Origin of the sequence: Trinickia symbiotica (assembly GCF_002934455.1) — a bacterium.
GTDB classification, from domain to species: Bacteria; Pseudomonadota; Gammaproteobacteria; order Burkholderiales; family Burkholderiaceae; genus Trinickia; species Trinickia symbiotica.
In genome coordinates, this window is sequence record NZ_PTIR01000001.1 from 527,684 (window position 1) to 550,275 (window position 22,592).

At 64.8% G+C, this 22,592-nt stretch carries 19 protein-coding genes and 1 tRNA gene; 11 read left to right on the forward strand and 9 right to left on the reverse strand.

Annotated elements, in window-relative coordinates; all coding sequences use genetic code 11:
* Positions 1 to 110: 110 nt before the first annotated feature.
* From B0G57_RS30770 to B0G57_RS02460, 7 genes are all read right to left on the reverse strand, one after another.
* Entirely contained in the window at positions 111 to 317 is a 207-nt protein-coding gene (locus B0G57_RS30770) for a hypothetical protein (protein ID WP_146013322.1), read from the reverse strand.
* A gap of 178 nt (positions 318 to 495) precedes the next feature.
* On the reverse strand, positions 496 to 3,681 hold the full coding sequence (locus B0G57_RS02435; RefSeq protein ID WP_018438996.1) for an ATP-binding protein: 3,186 nt from the start codon (positions 3,679 to 3,681) through the stop codon (positions 496 to 498).
* 8 nt (positions 3,682 to 3,689) lie between these two features.
* Positions 3,690 to 4,355 (reverse strand): response regulator transcription factor, encoded by a 666-nt coding sequence (locus tag B0G57_RS02440; RefSeq protein WP_018438997.1) that lies wholly within the window; start codon positions 4,353 to 4,355, stop codon positions 3,690 to 3,692.
* Positions 4,356 to 5,038: 683 nt separating this feature from the next.
* A complete protein-coding gene (locus tag B0G57_RS02445; RefSeq protein WP_026229355.1) occupies positions 5,039 to 5,350 on the reverse strand; it encodes a helix-turn-helix domain-containing protein in 312 nt (103 codons plus the stop codon).
* Positions 5,351 to 5,502: 152 nt separating this feature from the next.
* Complete coding sequence (locus B0G57_RS32220; RefSeq protein WP_018439000.1) at positions 5,503 to 5,703, reverse strand: hypothetical protein; 201 nt, start codon at positions 5,701 to 5,703, stop codon at positions 5,503 to 5,505.
* Positions 5,704 to 6,004: 301 nt separating this feature from the next.
* A tRNA-Arg gene (locus B0G57_RS02455) sits at positions 6,005 to 6,079 on the reverse strand.
* A 166-nt stretch (positions 6,080 to 6,245) separates the two neighbouring features.
* Entirely contained in the window at positions 6,246 to 7,079 is an 834-nt protein-coding gene (locus B0G57_RS02460) for an undecaprenyl-diphosphate phosphatase (protein WP_018439002.1), read from the reverse strand.
* Positions 7,080 to 7,319: 240 nt separating this feature from the next.
* Here B0G57_RS02460 and B0G57_RS02465 point away from each other — a divergent pair, with 240 nt between their 5' ends.
* The 9 genes from B0G57_RS02465 to B0G57_RS02505 all read left to right on the forward strand — a co-directional run bounded on the left by B0G57_RS02465 (position 7,320) and on the right by B0G57_RS02505 (position 18,558).
* The gene (locus B0G57_RS02465; RefSeq protein WP_018439003.1) at positions 7,320 to 8,363 is read left to right on the forward strand and encodes a substrate-binding domain-containing protein; all 1,044 of its coding nucleotides are present in this window, start codon (positions 7,320 to 7,322) and stop codon (positions 8,361 to 8,363) included.
* Between the two features lie 123 nt (positions 8,364 to 8,486).
* Positions 8,487 to 9,530 (forward strand): ABC transporter substrate-binding protein, encoded by a 1,044-nt coding sequence (locus B0G57_RS02470; protein WP_018439004.1) that lies wholly within the window; start codon positions 8,487 to 8,489, stop codon positions 9,528 to 9,530.
* Between the two features lie 27 nt (positions 9,531 to 9,557).
* Positions 9,558 to 10,382, forward strand: a complete 825-nt coding sequence (locus B0G57_RS02475) for an ABC transporter permease (protein ID WP_018439005.1) — start codon at positions 9,558 to 9,560, stop codon at positions 10,380 to 10,382.
* Positions 10,383 to 10,410: 28 nt separating this feature from the next.
* Positions 10,411 to 11,286: an ABC transporter permease gene (locus B0G57_RS02480; protein ID WP_018439006.1), complete on the forward strand. Its 876-nt coding sequence runs from the start codon at positions 10,411 to 10,413 to the stop codon at positions 11,284 to 11,286.
* Positions 11,287 to 11,326: 40 nt separating this feature from the next.
* Entirely contained in the window at positions 11,327 to 12,370 is a 1,044-nt protein-coding gene (locus B0G57_RS02485; RefSeq protein ID WP_018439007.1) for an ABC transporter ATP-binding protein, read from the forward strand.
* 129 nt (positions 12,371 to 12,499) lie between these two features.
* A complete protein-coding gene (locus B0G57_RS02490; protein WP_018439008.1) occupies positions 12,500 to 13,327 on the forward strand; it encodes a phosphodiesterase in 828 nt (275 codons plus the stop codon).
* 110 nt (positions 13,328 to 13,437) lie between these two features.
* Positions 13,438 to 14,595, forward strand: coding sequence for an MFS transporter (locus tag B0G57_RS02495; RefSeq protein WP_018439009.1), 1,158 nt, complete (start codon positions 13,438 to 13,440; stop codon positions 14,593 to 14,595).
* Positions 14,596 to 14,942: 347 nt separating this feature from the next.
* Positions 14,943 to 16,874, forward strand: a complete 1,932-nt coding sequence (gene thiC, locus B0G57_RS02500) for a phosphomethylpyrimidine synthase ThiC (RefSeq protein ID WP_018439010.1) — start codon at positions 14,943 to 14,945, stop codon at positions 16,872 to 16,874.
* 325 nt (positions 16,875 to 17,199) lie between these two features.
* On the forward strand, positions 17,200 to 18,558 hold the full coding sequence (locus B0G57_RS02505; RefSeq protein WP_018439011.1) for a sensor domain-containing phosphodiesterase: 1,359 nt from the start codon (positions 17,200 to 17,202) through the stop codon (positions 18,556 to 18,558).
* 10 nt (positions 18,559 to 18,568) lie between these two features.
* Here the strand turns inward: B0G57_RS02505 and arfB are convergent, their stop codons facing one another.
* Positions 18,569 to 18,982, reverse strand: a complete 414-nt coding sequence (gene arfB, locus B0G57_RS02510) for an alternative ribosome rescue aminoacyl-tRNA hydrolase ArfB (protein WP_018439012.1) — start codon at positions 18,980 to 18,982, stop codon at positions 18,569 to 18,571.
* Positions 18,983 to 19,083: 101 nt separating this feature from the next.
* Here arfB and B0G57_RS02515 point away from each other — a divergent pair, with 101 nt between their 5' ends.
* Positions 19,084 to 21,354 carry an FUSC family protein gene (locus B0G57_RS02515; protein WP_026229357.1) on the forward strand — a complete coding sequence of 757 codons (2,271 nt, stop codon included), beginning with the start codon at positions 19,084 to 19,086 and terminating at the stop codon, positions 21,352 to 21,354.
* Positions 21,355 to 21,381: 27 nt separating this feature from the next.
* On the opposite strand, the gene B0G57_RS02520 is transcribed toward B0G57_RS02515, so the two are convergent.
* Positions 21,382 to 21,588 carry a hypothetical protein gene (locus B0G57_RS02520; protein WP_026229358.1) on the reverse strand — a complete coding sequence of 69 codons (207 nt, stop codon included), beginning with the start codon at positions 21,586 to 21,588 and terminating at the stop codon, positions 21,382 to 21,384.
* A gap of 250 nt (positions 21,589 to 21,838) precedes the next feature.
* Here B0G57_RS02520 and B0G57_RS02525 point away from each other — a divergent pair, with 250 nt between their 5' ends.
* Complete coding sequence (locus B0G57_RS02525; protein WP_018439015.1) at positions 21,839 to 22,489, forward strand: cysteine dioxygenase family protein; 651 nt, start codon at positions 21,839 to 21,841, stop codon at positions 22,487 to 22,489.
* The last annotated feature ends 103 nt before the right edge of the window (positions 22,490 to 22,592 follow it).

Here is a 22,592-nt window from a genome sequence, read left to right on the forward strand (position 1 = left end):
AGCCGCAACAGTGCTTCAAATCCGTTCGGTCGATGCGAGGCGGATCTCAATTCCGGACGAGATTACGTCGTGAATAACGTGTTCAGGTGCCGCCGAGCTGTCCTCGACGCTCAACGCTTTGCCTCCGAAGGCCGGGCGCCGTCGAGATCGGCGAGCGCCCCGGACAGCGCAGTGGACAGAACTGCAAGAATTGAACGCGCTTGCGGCAAGATGGTTGGCAGTACGTTGGCATCGCAAAATTTCAATGCGCGCTCCGCGTCGTGCAACACCGCAATCGCCTCCTCGGCGCCACGAAAGAAAGACGCCGTGCCCTTCATGCGATGCAACGCGCTAGCCGCGTTTGCGTACGCTCCAGCGGCAAGGTATGCGTCGAAATCGCTCATGGTGTCGTCGAATTCCGCGAGTGCGCGGACGATCAAGCATCGCAAGTCCGCGCGCTCGTATAGCGGGAGAAGCTCGCACAGATCGAAGCGAATCGCTGCGTGCCCCGCTTGCTCATTTCGGCGTCGCGACATCGTAGTTTGCCTTCTTCCACTTTTCGAACAGGCGGACGAACTTTTCACGCGTGATCGGCTTCGTCAGATATTCATCCATGCCGGCCGCGCGGCATGCGTCCCGGTCTTCTATCGTTGCATTCGCGCTGATCGCGACGATCGCCGTGCGCGCAACGGCATGGCCCCGGCACCGCTCGCCGGCTTCGCGAGCTCGAATGCGTCGTGCCAACTCGTAACCGTCCATGCCCGGCATGTGGCAATCGAGGAACAGGAACGTGGGGCGGAGCCGCTCCCACGAGGCGTATCCGGCAATCCCGTCGGACGCCTCGCTCGCGGGCACGCCGAGCAAGGCGAGCTGACGCACGATGATGTCGCGGTTCATCTCGTTGTCTTCGACGACAAGCGCCGCACCGACGCCGCGGTTGCCGCCGCAGCCATACGGCACGCTTGGCAAGCCAATCTCGTCCAAAGCGGCAGGCGGGATCCCTGCGTCGGCGAAATAAGAACGACGCGGATCGACTCGCTCCATGGCATCGACGAATTCGTCGATGGACCGGACGCGCCGCTCGAGGCGCCCTGGTGCGCTGACGACGATCGCTCCGGCCGGCTCGAGGGCTATGTCCACATCATATTCGGCGGACTCGCCGAGCACGCGCACCACGGCCATCTTCGCGAGCATTGCGCGGATCGACGCCGCCATCGCCGGTACCGGCACAGCGACCCGCGCGCGCATCGGCGAGAGATTCGGCCAACGGCGGACTGTTTCGCCCCACGCCATCGGCAAGCGCACGCCAATGCGCGTGCCGACCCCGACGACGCTCGCGACGTCGATCGTGCCGCCCATCGCGTCGACGAGCCGCTTGACGATCGAGAGCCCCAGCCCCGTACCGCCATAGCGGCGCGTCGTCGAACTGTCCTGCTGCGTGAACGGTGTGAAAAGCCGCGATCGATAATGTTCGGCAATGCCCCGCCCAGTGTCGGCCACGACCAGCTCAAGCTGGCTGCGCCCGCGTTCAAGCCGGTGCCGCAACTCGACTAGCACATGACCGTCGTCCGTAAAGCGGATCGCATTGCTGAGCAGGTTCGTGACGACTTGATTGAGGCGCGCCTCGTCGCCGATCACGTATCGGTCGAAATGAGGCATCGCGGCCAGATGGACCGGCAAGCGCTTGCGACCGGCGAGCGGCGCGTGAAGCTCGACCGCCGCGCCGACGAGGCCGAGGATGTCGAACGGCAATGCGTCGAGCGAGATCGCACCCTGCTCGAGCTTCAGGTAGTCGAGCGTGTCGTGGATCACGCGCAGCATCAGCCGGCCGGCGCGCTGCGCGGTCTCGATATGGCGCCGCTGCTGCTCCGAGAGCGTCGTGGTTTCAAGCAAGTCCAGCACGCCGATGACACCGTTCATGGGCGTGCGAATCTCATGACTCATCATCGCGACGAATGCCGACTTCGCGCGATCGGCCGTCTCGGCACGCTCGCGCGATGCGATTGCGTCGAGACGCGCGGCGTCGGCCGCATGGCGCGCCGCCCGCGTGCGCCAATAGGCCATGAGCAGCGTCGAAAGCACCGTGATGACGATAGCCGCGGCGCAAACCGAAAGCAGAATCACCATGCTCTTGTTGTAGCCGATTTGCAGCGAGACGTGGCGCGAACGGCTCGCGAGTCGCGCCAGCTCACGCGGAGTATGAGACGCCAGATAGCGGTCGATCATGCCGGTCAGCACCGTATTGCTCGCGGCCGCGGCGAAGCCGATCCGCTCGACGCCGGCGATGGCGGCGTCGATGCTCAAGCGGCCATATGAGTAGCGGTCGCGCAGATCGTCGGCCGCGATGGTGTTCACGAGCGCCGCGTCGGCATTGCCGGCAAGCACGGCGCGCAGCGCATCGACGGCGCGCTCCCGCGGGACGATCGCCGCGTCGGCCCAGGCGTCGCCGGGCACTACTTGCCGCAGACGCCATGCGTTCGCCGCGATGCGACCCGGCGGCGCCGCCGCATCGCCGAATCGGACCAGAGACCACGGAAAGCTGTCGTACGGTCTAGTCAAAACAAGATCCCGCGGCTCCGTTGCCGCGGAGCCGAGTGGAAACGACGCCGCGAGATCGATCGCCCCTTCGCGCAGCGCGTCGGCCAACGTTTTTGCATCGCCGATCAGCACCGGCTCGAAGCGGATTTGGGCAATCGGCCCCAGTCCCTTTAGCAGCGCCGCGCCCACCCCCTCCCACTCGCCTTCTTCGTCGAGAAAGTCGTAAGGGCGGTGAAGCCGCTCCATACCGACACGAACGATGGGGTGAACGCTTGCCCAGGCGCGCTCCTCGTCAGTCAGAGAAAAGGTCCGCTCGGGCATCGCCGGCATGGAAGACGGTAGCGGCTGCAGTTCGATCTCTCGCCGTTGCGCCGGAGAAAGCCGCGCAAGGCCGCGCGCAATGAAGGAAGCCGCGGCAAAGTTCTCTCGATGCGCGATGAAGCAGAGCGGCACGGCGAGCGGCAACGGTATCGATTCGAGCGCGTGAAGACCCCGCGTTTGAATGATTTCCGCGTTTGCTTCGTGAATGCCGACGAACGCGTCGACGCTCCCGCGCGCCACCATCCGCACGCCGCTTCGTAGATCGTCGGCCTCGACGATTTCCGATCCAGGCAACCACGGCTTCACAAAGCGGCCATTTTCCCCCTGCTCTATCGCCACCCGCAGCCCCGCCAGGTCGTCCAATGCGCGAGGCTTCGCACGCTCGCGCCTGACGACTGCGCCGGCCCGCGGCAACGCATAAGGGTCGGAGACCCAATAGCGCCTGTCTTCGACCGCAACCGTGCACCGTGCGGGCAAGATGTCGATGCGGCCGGCGTCCAATGCAGCCAACGCCGCGCCGATCGAGGCGAAGCGGCGATAGACGAGGATGACGCCGTGGGGATCGGCGATCGCATGCAGCGCACTGGCCGCGAAGCCATGACGTATGCCGGAACGGTCGACGTGGTCGAGGACACTTTCATCGCCGGTATAGGTGCCGACGCGCAGGACGTTCGTGAAGTCAGCGGTCCCGCCTCCGTTGCCGAGTGCGGTCGCTGCCGCCGGATCAGCGGTCACTCGCGCATTGGGGATTTCGGTGCGGGTCGCGCTGATCGCGGTGCCGGCACCGGCCGTCGCGCCAAGGCTGGCGGCGAAGGCAATCGCGGCTAGAAGGCGTAGCAGCATCGGTGGACTCAACTGCGAAACTTTTCCCTGAGATAAAGTGCAAGGCCGAGGTCGTCCGCGACCTGCAGCTTGCGCATCGCGCTTCGCTTGTGCGTGCTGACGGTCTTCTTGCTTCTGCGCAAACGTTGCGCGGTCTGGGATACCGAGAACCCCTCGGCGATGTAGCGCAGAATCTCGAGTTCCGCCGAGGACAGCGTGTCTTCGCGTGGAATCGGCACGAGGGGTACGACTTCTCCGTCACGCACGGCGAAGAATTTGCGCGGCCACGCGACCGTATTGCGAATTGCTTCGGCGATCAACGGCAACGGCGTGGCTTTCTCGAGAAATGCATTGGCGCCGGCGCGATGACAGATACATTCCGCATCGACCGCGCGCGCGGCGGAAAGCACCACGATCGAGAGAGACGGGAAAGCCGTGCGCAGACGCCTGACGAACGCGGCGCCGTCGACACGATCCTCCGGCAAGTAGTAATCGACGATCGCGACGTCGTATGACTTGCTTGCGAGCTCGGTCATCAGATCCTCGGCCGCAGTGACAGTCGCTGTGACATCGAAGTCGGCAAATCCGTGCAGGAAGGTTGCCACGCCCAGGGCGACGATCGGATGATCGTCCAGCATCGCCACGTTGATGCGATGCTTGGGGCGGGACAACAAAAGGATTTTCCGGGAATTCATGCAAATCGGCCCTCTCTGTATTGTCTTTTTGATTCAATCGATCTCCGTGAGGATTCGATGACGACGATCGGGCATTCAAATACCTATTAATTGATATGAGAATTTTCTTGGAATTGTCGATAGCGGATGAATGCCAAACCATCCGCACCGTGGATTCGATAAATTGCTGATCCTGCTTCCGTCTGCGCCCACATGCGCCTTGCGTAAGACCGACAACGAACATCGCGGGATACGCCTCCATCGCCCCTCCTCGGGCGATCGATTCTAGCCGATGGGGAAGTGGCGAACAACAGGCTGACCAGCGACGTTTATCTCAAAAATAAGAAGCCAACGGATGGCACTTCTTTTAGTCCTAAAATTTGGTGTTAATTTGCAATTCGGCGAGTTTTTATGCTTGTCAAAAACAGCGAAACTTGTCTAGGGTAGTGACTGGTATCGATATCGATGGGGATAGGAACCGGTTTGTAGGCGTCTTTCGTGGCGCAAGCGCATGCGCCTGTGTCTCGCCAGGGGCAAGTCAACCGAGGATATTCTGAAAGTGGGCGTCGAATTCGGCGTGGCGGCGGCCCGGATCAATGCCCTGTGTCAATAGACAGCCGACCGAAAAGCGGGGAGAGGAGAAGGACTTCCCCGACAATGTGAGCGAGCCCGCGCTGGGCGGGCGGACATGAATTTAGCCGAGCCTAGAGGGTTTCGAGCATCTGCATCAGTTCCGGGTGCTTCTCGACCAACTTGATCAGTACGGCGGCCTGCGCGTTCGGCTTGGCTCGACCTTGTTCCCAGTTTTGATATGTGCGCTCATTCACCCGCAGGCGGCGGGCCATGACGGCTTGAGACGCCTTGATGGCCTCTCGTACAGTCCGGATTTCTTCCGCGGTTACTTCGACCCGGTCCGGAATCTCGACGCTGACCGTTCGAAGCGTCGCTTTTCCCTCATGCGCCGCCTTCAGTTCGTCGATGCCTTCCTTCAGCTCGGCAAACAAGTTACGTTTCATCATGCACTCCCATCAGCGATCCACCAGCCTGAGAACGTCCCGCAGAAGCTCAGAGAAAGCCTCGCGTCCAGCCTCCGACAAGTCGTCCATCTCGTCTTTGCCGTAAAGCGTAAAAAACCAGAATTCGGGGCCCTTGACCCAGTAGTAATAGATCACCTGAGCCCACCACGCTTGCCTTTGCCGCGGCGCTTGTCGCCAAATCGCAGCTTGCGCAGACCACCGGTTCCCTTAATCACGTCGCCTGCTTCCGGGTTGCCCATGAGTTCGACCTGGAGAGCGCGATACTCATCATCCGCGAGATAGTTCTCGCGAACCCTACGGAACGGGGGAAGCTCGACGAAGATGGCTTTCATGGCGACTATACGCTACCTGCGTATGGTTTAGCAACAGAGAAATTGCGCCGACGTCGACATAACGTCGGCGAAGCGAGGCTCATTTTCTCTGACTAAAAGCGCCCTCAGGCCCGTGCTCGTCGATTTCTGGCCATTTGGCATAGCTCGGCGCGTCTGGGATGCCCAAGCCATACCGGCCGGACTGGCCGATGCCCGGATCGAAGAAGTAGTCTGGGAGGATTGCTCCGCGATCGACGATCGCAACGCCGAATGATGATTGGCGGGAAATTCAGGGCAGCTATTGCATCACTGCAAAAGCTATTGGCCCCCCCACGAGGAATCGAACCTCGATTTCAGGTTTAGAAGACCCGTGTTCTATCCGTTGAACTATGGGGAGGCATCGCGGAAATTGTACGGCGGGCGGGCTGACGCAGCACGCGTCCCCGCTCGATCCCGGGGGCCGGATTATAACCGATCGCCTTTCGCCGGTTGGCACAGCATCGGGCTACGCGCCGTCTGGCAAGCCGTGCCCATGGAAGACCGCAACTGTCGGAAACACCCCCTCACACCGGCTGCGTATGCGTCATGAACCAGACGAGGCAAAGCGCGCCCGCCACGATGCAATAGACGCCGAACGCGGCGAGCCGGCCGCGCCCCTCGAAGTAGCGCATCAGGAAACGCACGCTCAGATAGGCGGCGACCGCCGTCAGCACCCCGCCGAGCACCGCGTCGGCGAGCTGCCCTGGCGCCCCCTTGAACAGCTTCGGCACCTCGAGCACACCGGCCGCGAAGATGATCGGCGTGCCGAGCAGGAACGCGAACTCCGCCGCGCTTTCCGCCGTCAGCCCCGCCGCATTGCCCGCAATCATCGTCAGCCCGCTGCGCGAGAACCCCGGCACGAGCGCCCCGACCTGGGCAAGCCCGACAAGAAACGCCTGCTTGAACGTCAGCTTTTCGGGCGGACGGTGCGCACGCAAGCGCTGGAGCCTGTCGCCAAACCAAAGCAATGCGCCGTTCACGATCAGCGCCAGCGCCACGATGCGCAGGTCGTGAAACACCTGTTCGAGGCGCTTTTCGAGCAGAAGACCGACGAGCCCCGCCGGGATCGTCCCGATGATGAGCGCCCACATCATGTGGCCCTCGTCGCTCGGTCGGCCGGCGAGCGTGCCGAACCACCCTCTCACGAGCTCGATCCAGCGCTTCCTGAAATACCACAGTAACGCAAGGGCCGTGCCCAAATGAAGTGCGACGAGAAACGGGATCAACTGCGGCGCGTGCTTATCGATATGCATGCCGACCAGCGCGGGCGCCAACAGCGTATGCCCAAGGCTGCTGACGGGAAAAAGCTCAGTCACGCCTTGCAGCACGCTTAGAAAAACCAAAAACCAAAGGCTCACGCGTCGATCCTTTTTTGCTATGAAAGTGGGGTTCGAAGAAAAAAAGCGCTCACCCACCCGGGGCCGCCGCGCCGAACCGCGACGATTATGCCTACGGGCACGGGACTCGCCAAGCCGCAAGGTAGACTTTTTCGGCCCGCAATGTGGGCAAAAGTGTCATGTGTCAGTCATAATCGGCCAGGATAATCGTTGCGACGTAAACGTTTACATTCCCAGCACTACCGGACTGTACAGACTGCGATGAAACACACCATCAAGGATGTCGCCGCCTATGCCGGCTTCTCCATCGCGACGGTCTCGCGCGCCATCAACGCGCCGCACACCGTCAACCGCGTGACGCTCGCGAAGATCCGCGAGGCAATCGAAACGCTGCAGTTCCGCCCGAGTCCGCTCGGCCGCCAGTTGCGCGGCGAACGCACGGGTCTGATCGGCGTCATGCTGCCGACGCTCGCGAACCCGGTCTTCGCCGAATGCCTGCAAGGCATCGACGACCTCGCCTCGGGCGAGGGCTATCGGCTAATGCTGATGACGACCCAGTACGATGCCGCACGCGAGCGCCATGCGATCGAGACGCTGCTTGCGCAGCGAGTCGAAGGGCTCATCATGACGGTCGCCGACGCCAACACGCATCCGCTGCTCGACGACCTCGAGCGCGAGGGCATGCTTTACGTCCTCATGCACAACGATACGGCGCGGCGCCCGTCGGTCTCGGTCGACAATCGGCGTGCCGCGTTCGACGGCGTGCGCACGCTGATCGAGCACGGTCACCGACGCGTGACGATGGTCGCAGGCACCCTCGCCGAATCGGATCGCGCGCAACTGCGCTACCGCGGCTACGCGGAAGCCATGCAGCAAGCGGGGCTCGAGCCGGTGCCGGCGCTCGAAGTGGATTTCAACGCGGACGAGCTCGCCCCGTCCGTGCTCGCTCATCTGACGTCGGGCCCGAAGCGCCCCACCGCGCTCTTTTGCAGCAACGATCTGCTCGCCATGGTCGTCATGCGCGGCCTGCGCCGCGCGCGCTACTCGGTCCCCGACGATATGTCGATCCTCGGCTTCGACGGCCTCGCCGTCAGCGAGCTGCTTTCGCCACCGCTCGCGAGCGTCGCGACGCCGAACCGCGAGATCGGCTGCTCCGCGTGGCGGCGGCTGATGGCCCGCATCGCAGGCGCCGACGATGGCGAATCGCTGTCGTTCAGGCTGCCCCACACGCTGCGCCAGGGCGCGACGATCGGGGCGCTGTCGGGCGCGGCCGACCCGGCATTGCCCTCGCAGCCTGTCGTCTGAATGCCGATCGAAAAAGCGCGGCGCAGCGAACAACCGTAGCAATCCGTACTTCGGACGGCGACTCCGCCCACGGCGGGGCGCCGTCCGCCGACGTCCCATCCCAGCACCGAAGGAGACCCTCACGTGACACGCCGTTCATCTTCCGTCCGCGCGCGTTTTGCGCGATTCGTCTGCGCCAGTGCGGCGGCGCTCGCCGCGGCCCTGCCGTTCGCCGGCACGGCCCATGCCGAAGACACCGCGATCTGCTACAACTGCCCGCCGGAGTGGGCCGATTGGGCCAGCGAGCTCAAAGCCATCCAGGAGAAGACTGGCATTCACGTGCCGTCCGACAACAAGAACTCCGGGCAAGCCATCGCGCAATTGATCGCCGAGGAGAAGAGCCCCGTAGCCGATGTGGTGTACCTCGGCGTCTCGTCGGCGTTCCAGGCGAAGGACAAGGGCGTCATTCAACCCTACAAGCCGAAGAACTGGGACGATATCCCCGCCGGCCTGAAGGACCCGCAAGGCTACTGGTTCGCCATCCATTCGGGCACGCTCGGCTTTTTCGTCAACAAGGACGCGCTCGAGGGCAAGCCTGTGCCGACCTCCTGGGCCGACCTGCTCAAGCCCGAATACAAGGGGATGATCGGCTACCTCGATCCGTCGAGCGCGTTCGTCGGCTATGCGGGCGCCGTCGCCGTCAACCAGGCGTTGGGCGGCACGCTCGACAACTTCGAGCCGGGGCTCAAATGGTTCGAGGCGCTCAAGAAGAACGCGCCGATCGTGCCGAAGCAGACGGCCTATGCACGCGTGCTGTCGGGCGAGATTCCGATCCTCATCGATTACGACTTCGACGCCTATCGCGCCGAGTACAAGGATCACGCGAACGTCGCGTTCGTGATTCCGAAGGAAGGCACGATTTCCGTGCCCTACGTGATGAGTCTCGTCAAAGGTGCGCCGCATGAAGCGAACGGCAAGAAGGTGCTCGACTTCGTGCTCTCCGACGAGGGGCAGAAGATCTGGGCCAACGCGTATTTGCGCCCCGTGCGCGCGAGCGCGATGAGCAAGGAAGCGTCCGCGAAGTTCCTGCCGGCGAGCGAGTACGCGCGCGCCAAACCCGTCGACTTCGCGAAGATGGCCGCTCAGCAGCAGCAGTTCGGCCAGGAATACCTGAAGATCATGCATTGAGGACGCAGGCAACGGGCCCGTTTCACCATGCACGACATCACCTTCCCGCTGCGCTGGCGCGTCGCGCTCCTCGCGCCCGCGCTCGCCGTCTTCGTCGCGTTCTGGCTGCTGCCGATGGGCGTGCTCGTCGGCGTGAGCGGCAATGGTCATGCGTTCGCGACCTATCGCGCGCTCGTCACCAATGCGCGTTATATGGGCAGCCTCGGCGCGACCGTCGCGCTCTCGGCGGCCGTCACGATCGCAACGCTCGTGCTTTCGGTAATCGCGGGCCTTTTGCTCGCGCGCCGGGAATTCCCGGGCAAGCGCACGCTCGTCGCGCTGCTCACGTTTCCGCTCGCGTTCCCGGGCGTCGTCGTGGGCTTCATGGTCATCATGCTCGCGGGCCGGCAAGGGCTCATCGGCGCGATCACGCAAAAGCTCACGGGCGACAAGTGGGTCTTCGCCTACTCGATGGCCGGGCTCTTTTGCGGCTACCTCTATTTCTCGATTCCGCGAGTGATCGTGACCGTGATGGCCTCGGCCTCGAAACTCGACCGCTCGCTCGAGGAGGCGGCGCGCTCGCTCGGGGCGTCGCCGTGGCGGATCATGCGCGACGTGATCCTCCCCGCGCTCGCGCCGGGGCTCGTCGCAGCCGGCGCAATCTGCTTCGCGACGGCGATGGGTGCGTTCGGCACGGCGTTCACGCTCGCCACCGACATCGACGTACTGCCGATGACGATCTATACCGAGTTCACGCTGAACGCCAACATGGTGACGGCAGCCGGGCTCTCGGTCGTGCTCGGCATCGTGACGTGGATCGTGCTGGCACTCGCACGCAGCGCGACGGGCTCGGCCGTCGCTGCAACGGCATGAGCCTCCTTATGCGCGACAGGATTTCGCCATGAACGTCATCGTCGATACGACCGCCGGCAACGGGCACGGGGCTCGACGCATCGCCCATCTCTTTATGCCGCGGCGCCTCATCGCCCTTGGCCAATGGGCCGTCACGCTCGCGCTTTGCGCGTTCCTCATCGTTCCCGTCGTGATGTCGGTGATGGCCGGCCTCACCGTCAACTATTTCCGCGGCGTCTCGAGTGGTCTCACGGTGCGCTGGCTCGTCGAAGTCTGGACGCAATACCACGCGTCGGTCTTCCTCTCGCTCGAAGTCGCGGCCGCCACGCTCGTCGTCACGCTCATCACCGGTGTGCCGGCCGGATACGCGCTCGCGCGCAGCAAGACCCGCGCGGCGCGCTTCGTCGAGGAACTGCTCGTGCTGCCGATCGCGCTGCCCGGCCTCGCCTCGGCGCTCGCGCTCATCGTCGTCTACGGCGGCTTCACGGCGTTTCGCATGAGTCTTTGGTTCATCGTCGCCGGTCACGTCGTCTTCACGCTGCCGTTCATGGTGCGCGCGGTCGCGGCCGTGGCCGCGAGCGTCGATTTGCGCACGCTGGAGGAGGGGGCGGCCAGCCTCGGCGCAACGTTTCTCGAACGATTCAGAACCGTCGTCTTGCCGAATCTGCGGCCCGGCATCCTCGCGGGCGCGCTCGCCGTCGTGACGCTTTCGATCGGTGAGTTCAATCTCACCTGGATGCTCCACACTCCCGATACGAAGACGCTCCCCGTCGGGCTCGCCGATACCTATGCGTCGCTGCGCATTGAGATCGGCAGCGCCTACACGATCGTCTTCTTCGTCATGACGATGCCGTTGCTCGTCGCTATGCAGTGGCTCGGCGTCGACGCGACAGGCCAGCGCGCACTGCGGCGCAAGCGCGGCTAGTGCGTCGGCCGACCTTCTTCGTCTCTCTCGCCGAAATGCCATGAAGCTCACTCCCGTTCCCATCACCCTGTCGCGCTGCGCGAAAACGTTTCAAGGCACGCGTGTGCTCGAGCCACTGGACCTCGCGATCGGCGCCGGTGAAACGATCGTGCTGCTCGGCCCTTCGGGCTGCGGCAAAACGACGACGCTGCGCATCATCGCCGGGCTCGAGACGCCGGATGCGGGCGGCACGGTCTCGTTCGGCGACGACGACGTGACGCGGCTGCCGATCGAACGCCGGCAGGTCGGCATGGTGTTTCAGAGCTATGCGCTGTTTCCGAATCTCAACGTACGCGAGAACATCGGCTATGGCTTGAAGATCGCAAAGGTGGAGCCCGCCAAGGCACGGCGGCGCGTCGACGAGCTGCTCGCGATGATGCGGCTCGAAGCGCATGGCGATAAGCCGATCGATCAGCTTTCGGGCGGGCAGCGTCAGCGGGTCGCGCTCGCCCGCGCGCTCGCGCGCGAGCCACGCGTGCTGCTGCTCGACGAGCCGCTCACGGCGCTCGACGCGCGCCTGCGCGATACGCTGCGCCGCGAGATGAACGCGCTGCTGCGCGGGCTCAACGTGACGACCGTCTATGTGACGCACGATCAGGCCGAGGCGATGGAGCTCGGAGACCGGATCGTCGTCATGAGCGCCGGACGTATCGAGCAAGTCGGCACGCCGCGCGAGATCTACTATCGGCCGGCGTCGAGGCACGTTGCGCAGTTCGTGGGCACGATCAACCGTCTCGCGGGACAATGGCGGGACGGCGCGCTCGCGACCGCGGGGGGCACGATCAGGTTGCCGCCGGCGCTCGTGCCGGCGGCTGGCAGCGAGCTTTTCTTCCGGCCGGAGGACGCCCGGCTCGTCGAGCCGGCCGCGGCCTCGCTCGTCGGCACCGTCGAAGGCATCTCGTTCCTCGGCGAGCGCACGCGCGTGACGGTGAGCGGGGCGGCCGCCGATACGCTCGTCATCGACGCGCCCGGGCGCATTGAGCTGACGCGCGGCCAAGCCGTCGGCATCGACGTGGCGCCCGAAGGCCTCATCGCGCTCGCTTGATCGGCCGCGACGGCCGCGCCCGCCGCCCGTTCAAACGCGCGGCGGGCGCACCGTTTCCGGCTCGCGCCGGCGCCCATGTTGGACACGCATCGATACAACGACACAACCTCGACTACTACGGAATCGTTCATGCTGCTGGCACAAATCAGCGACCTGCACATCAAGCGCCCCGGCGCGCTCGCCTATCGGCGCGTCGATACGGCGGCTGCCCTCGCGCGCTGCATCGCGCGGCTCAACGCACTCGAGCCACGCCCCGACGCGGTCGTTATAACCGGCGATCTCGTCGACTACGGCACCGCGGAGGAATACCAGCATCTGCGCGGGCTGCTCGCGCCGCTCGCCATTCGGTACTATCTACTCGTCGGCAATCATGACGATCGCGGCGCCTTGCGCGACGCTTTCGGCGAGCAGCCGTGGTTGCATTCGGGTGAAGAGTTCGTTCAGTACTCCGTCGATGTCGGCCCGCTTCGCCTCGTCGCGCTCGATTCGCAAGTGCCGCGGGCCAGCGCGGGGGCGCTTTGCGAGACGAGGCTCGCGTGGCTTTCGGCCGAGCTCGAGAAAGCCCGCGGCATGCCCGTCGTCATCGCGCTTCATCATCCGCCGTTCGTCTCCGGAATCGGCCATATGGACCGCCAGCGGCTCGACGCGGCCTCGAGCGAGCAGCTGGCCACGATCGTGAGACAGCATCCCAACGTCGAGCGCGTGATCTGCGGGCACGTTCATCGGCCGATGTTCACGCGATTCGGCGGGACGGTGGCATCGGCCGTGCCCGCCCCGGCGCATCAGGTCGCGCTCGATCTGCGCGAGGACGGGCCTTCGTCATTCCGCCTCGAGCCGCCCGCCTTCGCGCTCCATCGCTACGACGAGGCCACGGGGCTCGTGACTCACCACGCCTATGTCGACGAAGGGGAAGGGCCCTACCCGTTCTACGAGCCGGACGGCAAGCTCATCGACTGACGGGCACCTCCTTCTCTCTCGCCACCGCTTCTTAGGTCAGGCCAATCGTGTCTTCTTCCGCCGATAGCCGTTCGAGCGCCGCCGGACAGGCGGATCACTATTCGCGCGGCATGTTGTTGCTGCTCGCGACGGTGGCAGGCGTCTCGGTCGCGAACATCTACTACAACCAGCCGTTGCTCGACAGTCTGCGAGCGAGCTATCCGGCCGAGGCGGCCTGGGTCGGCGCCGTGCCGGCGTCGACCCAGCTCGGCTATGCCGCCGGCATGTTGTTCCTCGCGCCGCTCGGCGACCGGTTCGACCGCCGCCGCATCATCCTACTGCAAACGGCCGGCCTCATGCTGGCGCTCGTGATCGCCGCGATTGCGCCGACGCTCGCGGTGCTCGCCTGCACGAGCCTCGCCATCGGGATTCTCTCGACGATCGCGCAGCAAGCCGTCCCGTTCGCCGCCGAGCTCGCGCCGCCCGCTGAGCGCGGCCATGCGGTCGGCACCGTTATGAGCGGACTGCTGCTCGGCATTCTGCTCGCGCGCACGGCGGCGGGCTTCGTCGCGCAGTACTTCGGCTGGCGCGCGGTCTTTTCGGCATCGGTCGCGGCGCTCCTCGCGCTCGCCGCCGTCGTCGTGCTGCGCTTGCCGAAGAGCCAGCCGACGTCGACACTGCCGTACGGCAAGCTGCTGGCGTCGATGTGGCACCTCGCCGTCGAGCTTCCCGGGCTGCGCCAGGCCTCGTTCACGGGCGCCGCGCTCTTCGCGGCATTCAGCGCGTTCTGGTCCGTGTTGACGCTGCTGCTCGCCGGACCGCCGTTCCACCTCGGGCCGCAGGCGGCCGGCCTCTTCGGCATCGTCGGCGCGGCGGGCGCGATGGCGGCGCCGCTCGCCGGGCGCTCGGCAGATAAGCGCGGGCCGCGCGCCGTGGTCTCGCTCTCGATCGTGCTCGTCGCGATCTCGTTCGTCGTCTTCGCCCTTTCAGCAACGAGCCTCGTCGGGCTCGTGATCGGGGTGATCGTTCTCGACATCGGCGTGCAGGCCGCGCAGATCTCCAATCAGTCGCGCATTTATGCGCTGAAGCCCGAGGCGCGAAGCCGCGTCAACACGGTCTTCATGGTCTGCTACTTCATCGGCGGCGCAACGGGCTCGGCCGTGGGCGCGCTTGCGTGGCGCCACTTCGGCTGGACGGGCGTCACTGCGGCGGGCTTCGCGTTCGCCTTGCTCGCCCTGCTCCGGCACCTGCCCGATCAAGGCCGGCGCCCCAAGGGGCTCCCCGGGTAATGCCCTGCCGGGACGCACCGGCGCAGCCCCGAAGGCGGTCTCGTCGGACAACGTGCGCCACGCAGCAAAGCCTGGCGCGCGGTGCGCTTCTTGCGCGGTTGCCAGGTCCGCCATGCCGGTGTATCTTCTCCGGTGCTAACGCGGGGGTCCTGCGTTGCGCTGTCTCGACGATCGTCGTTTCCAGTCTTTCGTACGAGTAGCGCCGCGCGGGTGAGAAACACCCTTTGAACCTGATCTGGATAATGCCAGCGCAGGGAAGCGTACGGGTTTCAGGCAATCCTTCGCCGCCCGGCCTCCTTCCCCGTCTCCTGCTCCTGCATTAGCGCCTCAAGCCAGGAGATTCGAATATGAATGCCAACCCCAAGTTCATTTCCGCCAACGCGCACGTCGATGCCGCCGCCGTCGCGCCGCTACCGAACTCGCGCAAGATCTACGCGATGGGCTCGCAGCCGGACATTCGCGTGCCGATGCGCGAGATCACGCAGTCGGATACGCCAAGCGGCTTCGGCGGCGAGAAGAATCCGCCGATCTTCGTGTACGACACGTCCGGCCCCTACACCGATCCGGACGTGAAGATCGACATCCGTCAGGGGCTGTCCGCCTTGCGCCAGCGCTGGATCGAGGCGCGCGGCGACACGGAGGTCCTGGCCGACCTCACGAGCGAGTACGGCCGCGAGCGTGCCGCCGATGCGAACACGGCCTCGCTGCGCTTTCCCGGCCTGCATCGCAAGCCGCGGCGCGCGAAGGCCGGCGCCAACGTCACGCAAATGCACTACGCGCGCCAGGGCATCATCACGCCGGAGATGGAGTTCATCGCGATCCGCGAAAACCAGCGCCGTGCCGAGTACGTCGAGAGCCTGCGCGCGAGCGGCCCGAACGGCGCCAAGCTAGCCGAGATGATGAGCCGGCAGCATCCGGGGCAGGCGTTCGGTGCCGCGGCGTTCGGCGCGAATGCGCTGCGCGAGATCACGCCCGAGTTCGTGCGCGAGGAGGTGGCGCGCGGCCGCGCGATCATTCCCGCCAACATCAACCACCCGGAGAGCGAGCCGATGATCATCGGCCGCAACTTCCTCGTGAAGGTCAACGCGAACATCGGCAACTCGGCCGTCACGTCGTCGATCGGCGAGGAAGTCGACAAGATGACGTGGGCCATCCGCTGGGGCGGGGACACGGTCATGGACCTGTCGACGGGCAAGCACATCCACGAAACGCGGGAGTGGATCATCCGCAACAGCCCGGTGCCGATCGGCACGGTGCCGATCTATCAGGCACTGGAGAAAGTGAACGGCAAGGCCGAAGAGCTCACCTGGGAAATCTTCCGCGATACGCTCATCGAGCAGGCCGAGCAAGGCGTCGACTACTTCACGATCCACGCCGGCGTCCTCCTGCGCTATGTGCCGCTCACGGCGAACCGGATGACGGGCATCGTCTCGCGCGGCGGCTCGATCATGGCGAAGTGGTGCCTCGCCCATCACAAGGAGAGCTTCCTCTACGAGCACTTCGAGGAAATCTGCGAAATCATGAAGGCCTACGATGTGAGCTTCTCGCTCGGAGACGGCCTGCGTCCGGGCTCGATCTACGACGCGAACGACGAAGCGCAGCTCGGCGAGCTCAAGACGCTCGGGGAGCTGACCCAGATCGCGTGGAAGCATGACGTCCAGGTGATGATCGAAGGCCCGGGTCACGTGCCGATGCAGCTCATCAAGGAGAACATGGACCTGCAGCTGCAATGGTGCGACGAAGCGCCGTTCTATACGCTCGGACCGCTCACGACCGATATCGCGCCCGGCTACGACCACATCACCTCGGGTATCGGCGCGGCGATGATCGGCTGGTTCGGCACGGCGATGCTCTGCTACGTCACCCCGAAGGAGCACCTCGGGCTGCCCAACAAGGACGATGTCAAGGAAGGCATCATCACGTACAAGCTCGCGGCTCATGCCGCCGATCTCGCGAAGGGTCATCCGGGCGCGCAGGTGCGCGACAACGCACTCTCGAAGGCGCGCTTCGAGTTCCGCTGGGACGACCAGTTCAACCTCGGCCTCGATCCCGACAAGGCGCGCGAATTCCATGACGAAACGTTGCCGAAGGAATCGGCCAAGGTCGCGCACTTCTGCTCGATGTGCGGCCCGCACTTCTGCTCGATGAAGATCACGCAGGACGTGCGCGAGTTCGCGGCGGCGCAAGGCGTATCCGAAGACGCAGCGTTGAAGAAGGGCATGGAAGTGAAAGCCGTCGAGTTCGTCAAGAGCGGCGCGGAGATTTATCAGCGGCAATAGCGCCACTCAGCCCGCACGTGGCGTTCGCGCGTCGGCAATGTTCGGCGGCTCACGCCGGATGACCGCGTGCGTACGCCAACTCCTTCCCACCGTACCCCATCGAACATAGGGGTGCACGGTCGCGGGCATAGGCTCGCGACCATGGTGCATCTGCGCGTTTGCTACACTGGCATTCTTTCGTATGGGTACAGTCAGGCATGTCCGGCCTCCCCGTTCGCCCCGCCCCGCGCAACCGCGCGTGCGCGGCGGACACGATCCGTTCCCACGTCTTGCGCGCCGCCGAGCCGGCTCCGCAACGCTTACTCGCGCTGATCGCGCTATCGCCATGGCATCGCAACGGGAGTTGACGCTCGGCGGCATCCTGTCCCACCTGCGACGCGACGACGCGGGTTGGCATATCGTCTATCAAGGCTTGACGCTGCGTAGCGTATTCCAGCCCGTCGTCTCGATCACGCACAAGCGCATCGTCGGCTATGAAGCGCTGCTGCGCGCAACGGACCAGAGCGGCCGTGCGCTCCGGCCCGATACGGTGTTCGCGCGCGCCCCCGGCAAGGGCGCCGCGCTCGCCTTCGAGCGCCTCGCACGTTGTGTCCATTTCGCCAACTTTGCCGAGCAGAACACTAGAACAGTAGCCCCCACGCTCACTTCGCTCGCTGCCCCCCAAGGGGGCGATCAGTGCGCTTGGGGCGGCCCGGCGCGCACTGATGGCGGCTGGCTATTCGTCAACGCGCTGCCGCGCCTTTTCCGCACCGGCTGGTCCTACACGTCTTTCATCGACGAGCTTTGCGACCACTTCGGCTTGCCGCCATGGCGCGTCGTCATCGAGATGATCGAAGAGCCCGCCGCCGACGAGGGGCTCTTCATGCGCACCGTCGAGGCGTTGCGTGAGCGCCAATTGCTGATCGCGATCGACGATTTCGGCACCGGGTTCTCGAATTTCGACCGCATCTGGCACGTGCGGCCCGACATCGTCAAGCTCGATCGCTCGCTCGTCGCGCGCATGGCGACGCCCGGAGCCGATCCACAGTTCGCGACGCAGCTCGTCACGATGCTTCACCGTGCGGGAACGCTCGTGCTCGGCGAAGGCGTGGAGAACGAAGCGGAAATGCTGACGCTGATGGAGGCCGATACCGACTTCATCCAAGGGTACTGGCTCGGCGAGCCGGGCGCTTCGCTCGATGCGGCCGGCCGCGCGGCGGCGCCGGCGATCGATGCCATGTGGGAGCGATTTCGCGCGCATGCGGGCACGGTGCCGCGCGTGCCCGCCGATTTCGCCGAATTCGAGGCGACCGTGCTCGCCGGCGCTCGCGTCTATGCGGACACGCGCGACCTCGCGCTCGCGGCCCGCGAAACGTTCGCACGGTCGCCGGCGCGCCGCGTGTTCGTCCTCGATGCGGACGGCGAACAGCATCAGCCCTCGATTACGCACGAGACCGCGCCGAAACCCGCGCGCCTTTGGCCGCTGTTCCCCGACACCTACAGCAATTGGTCGCGCCGCGCTTATTTTCGGCGCGCGCTGGCGGCCCCCGGGCGCGTCGCCGTGATGGGCCCGCATTACTCGCTGACCGAAGGGAAAGACTGCTATACGGCGGCCGTCGCCATCGAAGTCGGCGGCGTGACGCAAGTCTTCTGTGTCGATTTCGCGCCGAACGGATCGTCCGTGCGGCTCTTCGACGAGAGTTGAGTACGCCCCTTCAGCGCTCGCGGTCGACGATCCGCGCTCTCGCTGCCTTGATGTCCGCGCGGCGCGTCTTGCTTTCCAGCCGCCGGACCGCCGAGGCGCGCGTCGGCTTCGTCGGAATCCGCGCGCGCGGCGCGACGCTGACGCTCGCGATCAACTCGTTGAGCCGCGCGAGCGCGGCAGCGCGGTTCATTTCCTGAGTCCGATACTCCTGCGCCTTGATGACGACCATGCCGTCGCGCGTGATCCGATGATCATGGAGCGCGAGCAGTCGCATCTTGATGGGCTCGGGCAGCGACGAAGCGCGAATATCGAAGCGCAAATGGATTGCGCTCGATACCTTGTTCACGTTCTGGCCGCCGGCGCCTTGCGCGCGCACAGCCGTCAGCTCGACCTCGGCAGGCGAAACGGTATGGCGAAACATCATGGGACGCGCTCTGGTAACAAAACAAACAGAATACGATAGACTCGTCGCAAAATCCGAACCGATGGGCCCGACGGCCCCACCCGCCGCCCCGTATGGTCCCGATGCGCTATTCGATCGAAATCAAGAAATTTCTCTATAGCCAATATTTCTTCGGTGGACTGCGCATGGCGGTCGGCATCTCGCTGCCGGCCGTGCTCTGTCTCATCGTTTTTCATAACGCCGATCTCGGCTTCACGATCGCGACGGGCGCACTCGGCGCCTGCGTCGTCGACATGCCCGGCCCGCTCAAGTACAAGCACAACGAGATGCTCGTTTGCAGCGTGCTCGGCTTTCTCTCCGCGCTCGCAACGGGTCTCGCGACATTCAACGTGTTCGTGCTCTGGGCGACCGTCGTCTCGCTGACGTTCGCGCTCTCGCTGACCGTCGTCTACGGCAATCGCTGGCCGCAAATCGGATTCGCGACGCTGTTCATGATGGTCGTGACGCTCGAGGAACACCTGACGCCGGTGCATGCGCTCGTCAACGCCGCATGGATTCTCGCCGGCGGCCTCTGGTACACCTATTGGGCCACGCTGCTGCTGCAATGGCAGGCATACCGTGTCGAAAAACAGGCGCTCGCCGAGTGCGTGTTCGCCGGTGCCGACTATCTGCTCGCGCGCGCAGATTTTTATGACATCGATGCCGATCTCGATGCCTGTTACGCCAACCTCGTCGAAAAACAGATCGCGGCCATCGAAATGCAGGACGCCGCGCGCGCGATCGTTTTGCGCAACCTGCCGAAGCTCAGGCGCGGCAAGCTCGACCCGCGCCGCGTCGCGCTCTTCAACCTCTTCATCAATTCGGTCGACTTGCACGAGCTTTTCGTCGGCGCCCATACCGACTACCCGCTGCTGCGCCGCACCTTCGGCAATGCGGACCTCATGATGTTCTATCGCGACCTGATCCGCAAAGCGGCGCGCGATCTCGAGGAAGTCGGGCTTGCCGTCCTGCAGAACCGTGCGCCGGACTCGCGCATCAACGTCAAGGCGGAGTTGCGCGCGATCGAATACGAGCTCGAGCTCGTGCGCAAAGGGCACAGCGCGCAAGCGAACCCCGAGGCCTATGCGGCGGCGACGACTTCGTTTCGGCGCATCTGGAGCGGCATTCGTCTCATCGACAAGATGAAGAAAAGCCTCTCGAGCGAGGCGGCGCCAAGCAGCACGGAGATACGGATCGATCCGGGCCTGAGGCGCTTTCTCTCGGGGCGGCGCGTGCCGTTGCGGCAGATCTTCTCGAATCTGACGATGTCGTCCCCGAGCTTTCGTCATGCGTTGCGCGTGACGATCGCCGTCGCCATCGGCTTCTGGCTGGGCCGCATTCTGCCGCTCACGAATGCGTACTGGATCGTCATGACGACGCTCATCATCATGAAGCCCGGCTATTCGCTGACGAAGCAGCGTAACACGCAGCGTATCGTCGGCACCGCGATCGGCTGCGCCGTCAGTCTCGCTTTGATCTTCACCGTGCATTCGCCCAAGATCCTGCTCGCCGTCATGTTCGGCTCGATGGTGATGAGCTACAGCCTGCTGCTCTTCAACTATGCGGCGAGCGTCGTCTTTACGTCGTCCTACGTGCTGATGCTCTTTCACCTGCTGGCGCCGGGCAGCCTGCGCATCATCGGTGAGCGCGCGATCGATACGGTCATCGGATGCGCCCTCGCCATCGCGGCCAGCCATTTCTTCCCGTATTGGGAATATCGCGTGATGGGAAAGCTCGTCGCGGACCTGCTGTCGGCGATGCGCCAATACTTCGAAACTGTCTTGTCGTTCGGCGGCAAGCCGAGCGCGGACGGCGGGAATGCGTCGGGTGCGTCTGCGACGAGGGCGCCGGATACGAGCACGAGCGCCGCCGATCCCGACATCCGCTTCCGGCTGGCGCGCAAGAACGCGCATGTCGCATTCGCGAACCTGGGGCAGGCATTCCGCCGCATGATGCTCGAGCCGAAGCCACAGCAGAAGTTCGTGCCCGAGATCAACGACCTGCTCGTGCAAAGCCATGTGCTCGCCGCGCAGATCGCGACGGCGGCGGCGCTCGTGCGCAACTTCGCAGACGAGGGGAACGATGCGCCGGCGGCGCTGGCACGCGCGCTCTCCACCGTGCGCGATAACCTCGCCCGCGCGCAGGCGGGCGAGCCTCCTCCCGCCGATCAAGCGGAGACGACGAAGCAGCTCACGCGCGAGCTCGATTCGATGGTGACGGAAATCGAAAAGGCGGGAACGCGGCCGCCCGAGTTCGTTCACGAAATCAAGATGCTCGTGCTTCAGTGCAAGCAGATGCTGGCGGCGTCGTTTCTGATTCGCAAGGACGCAGGGGCGATCCGCTTGCCGGCTTAGGCGCCGCGGCCGCGCGCTACGCTGCTCCTACTGCGAAGCGCCCGTTTGGGGGGCGGCGGAGCTCGCGCCGCCGATCGACACCTCGCTCGCGGGCGCCGACGCCTTTTCCGCGTCGTACTCGCGTTTGCCCTTGAGCGCGTTGTAGACCAACGTGGCGAGCGCGATCAGGACGGCGACGACGATGATCGCCGCGACTCGCGTAGTGGGATTGGGTTTGTTGCGAGGGTCGTTCATGGCGGGGTTCTCAAGCGAAGCCACGACGGCTTCGGGCGAATGACGAGGTGAGAGAAGCCGGCATTCTACGCGCGTCGAAGACTGGCCGTTCCGGCGCGATCCCATCGCCGAATTCTGAGCAAAACGCGCAAAAATTTTCTACTCATCGGCCAGATCAGCGCAAACGACGCAAACTCTTTTCGCCCGAGGTTCGCTATAAATAAGACATCGACCGCGGCACTTCGCCGCCGGTCACCGCCCCTTCTTCGCTATGAGCCACGAACAACAAAACAGCCTTCTCAGCCCTGCCGCGCGCGGTACCCATGTCGTTTTTCGGCGCGACGCGGGTCCGGTCCTCGACCGGTTCGCGATCGAGACTCGTCGCGGCGACGGTGTCGCGCAATTGTGCGATGCGCTCGATGCGGCGTTCGAAGCTGGCGGCGCCGCCGCCGACCCCTCGCACTGTCCAGCGTTCGCCCGTCGCGTGCGCGCGGCGCTTGCCGAGGCCGCGGCGAACGAAACGCTGCTCGCACCCGCGCAGTGCGAAGGTTCCTCCGAGTGCTACCGTCGACACTTGTTGGCCGCTGATGCGTCGGGGCGCTACGCGGTCGTCGCGCTCGTCTGGCACGCCGGGCAGGCGAGCCCCGTGCATGGCCATCATGCATGGTGCGGCTATGCCATCCTCTCAGGCACGCTGACGGAAACGCTCTACCGGTGGGACGAGTCGCTCGGCTTGGCAAAGCCGGTGCGAACGCACGCTCGAGCACCCGGCGCAATTTCGTACACGCGCGCCGGCCTCGGCGGTATTCATCGCCTCGGCAATGCCGGCCCGGCGCGCGCGATATCCTTGCACGTGTACGGTGTGGCCGGCGACGAGGTGTCAACGCGCGTCAACGATGTCGTGCGTGTGTCCCATCGATGAGCGACGGACGCGAACCGATCATGCCTCTCGCACGGAGAACACTATTTTCAGAACCCTTTGCATCGCGATTCACTGTCGCTTTATGCAATGTGACTGACAAGCG

Coding starts and splice junctions, on each gene's coding strand:
- B0G57_RS30770 (WP_146013322.1), bottom strand. CDS start 317: ATGAAGGGCACGGCGTCTTTCTTTCGTGGCGCCGAGGAGGCGATTGCG.
- B0G57_RS02435 (WP_018438996.1), bottom strand. CDS start 3,681: ATGCTGCTACGCCTTCTAGCCGCGATTGCCTTCGCCGCCAGCCTTGGC.
- B0G57_RS02440 (WP_018438997.1), bottom strand. CDS start 4,355: ATGAATTCCCGGAAAATCCTTTTGTTGTCCCGCCCCAAGCATCGCATC.
- B0G57_RS02445 (WP_026229355.1), bottom strand. CDS start 5,350: ATGAAACGTAACTTGTTTGCCGAGCTGAAGGAAGGCATCGACGAACTG.
- B0G57_RS32220 (WP_018439000.1), bottom strand. CDS start 5,703: ATGAAAGCCATCTTCGTCGAGCTTCCCCCGTTCCGTAGGGTTCGCGAG.
- B0G57_RS02465 (WP_018439003.1), top strand. CDS start 7,320: ATGAAACACACCATCAAGGATGTCGCCGCCTATGCCGGCTTCTCCATC.
- B0G57_RS02475 (WP_018439005.1), top strand. CDS start 9,558: ATGCACGACATCACCTTCCCGCTGCGCTGGCGCGTCGCGCTCCTCGCG.
- B0G57_RS02480 (WP_018439006.1), top strand. CDS start 10,411: ATGAACGTCATCGTCGATACGACCGCCGGCAACGGGCACGGGGCTCGA.
- B0G57_RS02485 (WP_018439007.1), top strand. CDS start 11,327: ATGAAGCTCACTCCCGTTCCCATCACCCTGTCGCGCTGCGCGAAAACG.
- B0G57_RS02490 (WP_018439008.1), top strand. CDS start 12,500: ATGCTGCTGGCACAAATCAGCGACCTGCACATCAAGCGCCCCGGCGCG.
- B0G57_RS02495 (WP_018439009.1), top strand. CDS start 13,438: ATGTTGTTGCTGCTCGCGACGGTGGCAGGCGTCTCGGTCGCGAACATC.
- thiC (WP_018439010.1), top strand. CDS start 14,943: ATGAATGCCAACCCCAAGTTCATTTCCGCCAACGCGCACGTCGATGCC.
- B0G57_RS02505 (WP_018439011.1), top strand. CDS start 17,200: ATGGCATCGCAACGGGAGTTGACGCTCGGCGGCATCCTGTCCCACCTG.
- arfB (WP_018439012.1), bottom strand. CDS start 18,982: ATGATGTTTCGCCATACCGTTTCGCCTGCCGAGGTCGAGCTGACGGCT.
- B0G57_RS02515 (WP_026229357.1), top strand. CDS start 19,084: ATGCGCTATTCGATCGAAATCAAGAAATTTCTCTATAGCCAATATTTC.
- B0G57_RS02520 (WP_026229358.1), bottom strand. CDS start 21,588: ATGAACGACCCTCGCAACAAACCCAATCCCACTACGCGAGTCGCGGCG.
- B0G57_RS02525 (WP_018439015.1), top strand. CDS start 21,839: ATGAGCCACGAACAACAAAACAGCCTTCTCAGCCCTGCCGCGCGCGGT.